The 4,168-nt window shown below is 33.6% G+C and carries 3 protein-coding genes and 2 pseudogenes; all 5 read right to left on the bottom strand.

Annotated elements, in window-relative coordinates:
* Window positions 1-55 precede the first annotated feature (55 nt).
* Window positions 56-781: a 2-phosphosulfolactate phosphatase family protein gene (locus M663_RS0102575; RefSeq protein WP_029687839.1), complete on the bottom strand. Its 726-nt coding sequence runs from the start codon at window positions 779-781 to the stop codon at window positions 56-58.
* 13 nt (window positions 782-794) lie between these two features.
* Window positions 795-2,039: a PDZ domain-containing protein gene (locus M663_RS0102580; protein ID WP_029687840.1), complete on the bottom strand. Its 1,245-nt coding sequence runs from the start codon at window positions 2,037-2,039 to the stop codon at window positions 795-797.
* Between the two features lie 9 nt (window positions 2,040-2,048).
* Window positions 2,049-3,245, bottom strand: coding sequence for a S41 family peptidase (locus tag M663_RS0102585; protein WP_029687841.1), 1,197 nt, complete (start codon window positions 3,243-3,245; stop codon window positions 2,049-2,051).
* Between the two features lie 89 nt (window positions 3,246-3,334).
* Window positions 3,335-3,742, bottom strand: a pseudogene (locus M663_RS14480) (M23 family metallopeptidase); the annotation flags it as partial.
* 209 nt (window positions 3,743-3,951) lie between these two features.
* Window positions 3,952-4,168, bottom strand: a pseudogene (locus M663_RS0102595) (AAA family ATPase); the annotation flags it as partial.

The following is a 4,168-nucleotide window of genomic DNA, read 5'->3' on the forward strand; positions in this document are numbered from 1 at the left end:
GGACTTTCACCGCCAAGTTATCGCCCATGCCGGGCGCACACCAAACAGCCGGCCTTTACAGGTCGGCTGAATTTTTTATAATTCCGTCTTTAAGTTTTGGTACAATATCAAACTTATCAACTGTCAAGCAAAACTCAATATCTTCATCATACCCTAAGTCTTTTAATCTTTTAAAGTGATAGCCCTCCTTCACTATTTCATACAAGTTGTTCTCATAAGGTTTATACAAAAAATAACAGGCTTTTGACAAATCATCACTTTCAAATTTCATTAAATCTTGCAATTTTTTATATATCACTCCAGCAGTTATTATGTCGTCAAAAGAAAATTTTCCTTCTGTACCAGCACATACAATTATTGTATCTTTATTGCTTGTGTATATATACTTAGCAACAGCAGAAGCATTTAAAAGGCATCCTAAAATTACATTATCTGCTAAAGAGACTTTTTTTAAAGCTTTTGTTCCATTAGTAGTAGTAAAAATTATCGTTTTATTCTCTACTTTTTCACGAGTATACTCTAAAGGAGAATTAGATAGGTCAAAACCTTCAATCTTTGTAGAGTTTCTTTCCCCAGCTAAAAGATAAGTTTTTTTATCTAAACTTTTTACAAGTTCGATCGCTTCTTCTACTTCTGAAACTGGAATAATCTCTTTAGCTCCGTTGTACAAAGCAGTAGTAATAACACTTGTCGCCCGTAGAGTATCTATTACAACGACATTTTTGTCTTTTAATTCTCTTTCATTAAAAGAATTATATGTTTCAAAAGTTTGTAAAAACACACACTTTGCCTCCTTATTTGTTTTTCTTAAAGATGTTTTTAAACATTTCTTTTAGTTTTTTTATAAATATTCCCCCTTCATTGATTTCATAAATCATAGAAGTTGCCTTTGGCACTATTAAAATCCCTAATCCCAAAATTCCCTGGGGATCCTTATATTCATAGTTAGTATAATTGCCATTTAAATCTTTTACAGTGATCCACATCACAGAAGGCCGTTCATTGAGTATTCGTATTATATCATCTGGATCATTGATAGGAATATCATTAATTTTTAATATTACATCCCCCGGTTTAATTCCCATTTCTCTAGAGGGAGAACCTTTTGCTGTCGCTAAAATCATCACTCCTGTATCTGGCGCTACAAAAAGAGGTGGATTTTCCCTTTCTTCTCTTTGCCCTATTAAAATTAAAAGCTCATGAGCCACTGGCGCAAAAATAGCTGCTAAATATTGAAATAATTTAGTATAGATTCCTAATATCGCCAATATAATCAAAACTATACTAAAGAAAAATAAACGTATAGAAGAAATTCGCGTTTTCTTTTCTGGAAGTTGTGTTAAAGCTAAGTCTCCGTATCCTAAAGCTGCAATACCTGGCATAATTAAAAAAATTGCATTATTTAAATCAATTCCAGCCGGTTTGATAATGGGCCACCAATCTGGCATATTTACACCCTGTCCTGTTATTGTTATTCCAGTAGCAATAGTTAATGCAGCAAAAGGAATGGGCCAAAACTTTTGCATAGTAAAGCCTCCTGCCACCCGCCCATCCTTAAGCCTTACAAAGATAGGAGTGGTATTCCTTGGACCATCTACATATATTAAAAGGCTTTCCATCAAATGAAGAATACCTACAATAGACATAAGTGCAGAAACACTTATACTAGGAAATCCAAAAATCAAGCTGGATAGAGAAACTATTCCTCCTGCATAAGAAAAACAAATATATCTAGGATTGACAAACATTAATACTATAGCCAAAGGCCATACATACTGAAGCCCTACATTTTCTATTGTTATTCCTAAAAATATCATAAAAAAGCTCCCAATTATTGCAGCAATTACACCATAAAAGATAGAGTCAAGAACCAATTCTTTCATTGGTTCTTGCTCATGTCCCATAATCTCTCTTTCTATAGCTATTTTATTTCTATACTGCATTATCATTAGAATTATCACTATCCAGAAAAAAGGATTAAAAATTGACAAAGCTATTGTCTTTATTGCCATCCAAAAAACTTGAATAAAAGCTATCATTTTAACACCCTACTTTATCTCACTTTTTACAATCTCAAAAGCTTTTATAAGCTGAGTATCTCCTTTTAAGTCAGGAGTATCTTGAAGAGTGTAATTTGCAGGAAGCTCCACTACATAGTTGGGCTCAATTCCTTTGCCTTGAATATTTGTGCCATTTGGCGTGTAATACCTTGCAATAGTATATTTTAATCCTGTACCATCACCAAAGTCAACAATAGTTTGTACAAGTCCCTTTCCAAAGGTAGTAGTCCCAACTAAAACTCCTGCTTTTCTATCTTTTATCGCCCCTGCTAAAATTTCTGAGGCACTAGCACTGCCTTTATTTACAAGAACAGCAAGGGGTAATCCAAGGCCAGGTCCTTTAGAATAATATTCTTTATTGTCAACTCTTCCTTTGGTCGTCACAACAACTCCTTTGGGCAAAATTAAATTAGAAATATCTATAGTTTCCTCTAAAAGTCCACCAGGATTATCTCTTAAATCTAGTATAAGTCCTTTCATGCCCTGAGACTTTAACTTATCAAGAGCTGCTTTAAAGTCATTAGCTGTGCTTTGGTCAAACATTGTAATCTTAATATATCCAATTTTATCAGGAAGCATCTCCTCATATACTGTTTCTAATTTTATTATCTCTCTTGTTATTGTCTTAGTAAAAGTTTTCCCTTCTCTCATTATAGTGAGGGTTACATCTGTTCCTTGAGGTCCTCTCATCATAGCTACTGCTTCATCTAAATTTTTGCCGCTTACTTTTTTATTGTTCACTTCTATTATTATATCGCCGGATTTTATCCCTGCTCTTTCCCCTGGTGTATTTTTTATTGGAGAAACCACCACAATATGGTCTTCTTTATCAACTGCTACAACTATCCCAATTCCCCCATAAGTACCTGTAGTTTGAGTCATAAAATCAGAAAATTCTTTCTTATTCATATATACAGTATAAGGGTCCTCCAAAGAGTTAGCCATTCCTTTCATAGCACCTTCTAAAAGGACTGAAGAGTTAACTTTATCAACATACCTATTTTCAAGGATTTTCTCAATATCAAAAAGCTTATTATATTCTTTTATCAACTGGTACTCCTCACGAGAAACAAGGACTTTACCATTAGGAAGAGCCACTGATACTGCGTTTGCTAACATAAAAGTTATAACATTTGTAACTATTAAAAGTACTGCTAATAAAATATAAAATCTTTTTTTCGCCATAATTTCCCCACCTTTTTTAGTCTCTTAAAATTATATATGTATGTTCTTTTTTATTATACAACATTCATGAAATAAAAAAAACAGACTGGTTATTTTAACCAGTCCATCGGATCTACAGGAACACCGTTTTTGCGCACTTCAAAGTGCAAATGAGGCCCTGTACTTAAACCTGTGCTTCCTGCCTTCGCTATAACTTGACCTCTTTTAACCATATCTCCTTCTTTAACTAATAAAGCAGAATTATGACCATACAAAGTGGATATTCCGTCTCCATGGTCTATAATTACTGCATATCCATATCCACCGTAATAACCTGCAAAAATGACTTGTCCATCTGCCGCAGCTACTATTGAAGCCCCCGTCTCGGCAGCAATATCAATACCCGTATGCATTCTACTCTGTTTAAGTATAGGATGATATCTCATTCCAAAAGGTGAGGTTATAACACTACTAGAAGGAACAGGCCATAAGAGTTTTCCACCACCATATTTAATTGTCAATTCTCGAATTAAATCTCCAAAGATTTTCAAATTATAATGGCATTTTTTAAGTGCATAAAAGTATTTTTTCTCAAATTATCACAGCCTGATTAAAAATTTTTTTCACTTTTTAAGAGCATTACCGCCAAAATATGTTAATATCTGTTATTGGCAATTTGGGTTAATTGAAGTATAATAAAAAATGAGAGTAGCGAAAGCTACTACTCTCATAAACTGATTTCATTTTGTGCCTGGTATATTACTTCTTCATCTATTTCTCTTAGCCTTTTAGAATACGCATAGAGAAGAGAAGCCGTTACCAGGTTATTTATTATCCTTGGGAGCCCTTTTGTTAGAGAATATATTGCTTCATATGCTGATGGTGTAAATATGTCATCTACCATTCCGGCTATTTTCATTCTTGTTTTTATATAATCTTGAATT

Origin of the sequence: Thermoanaerobacter sp. A7A, from assembly GCF_000445185.1 — a bacterium.
Taxonomy (GTDB): Bacteria; Bacillota; Thermoanaerobacteria; order Thermoanaerobacterales; family Thermoanaerobacteraceae; genus Thermoanaerobacter.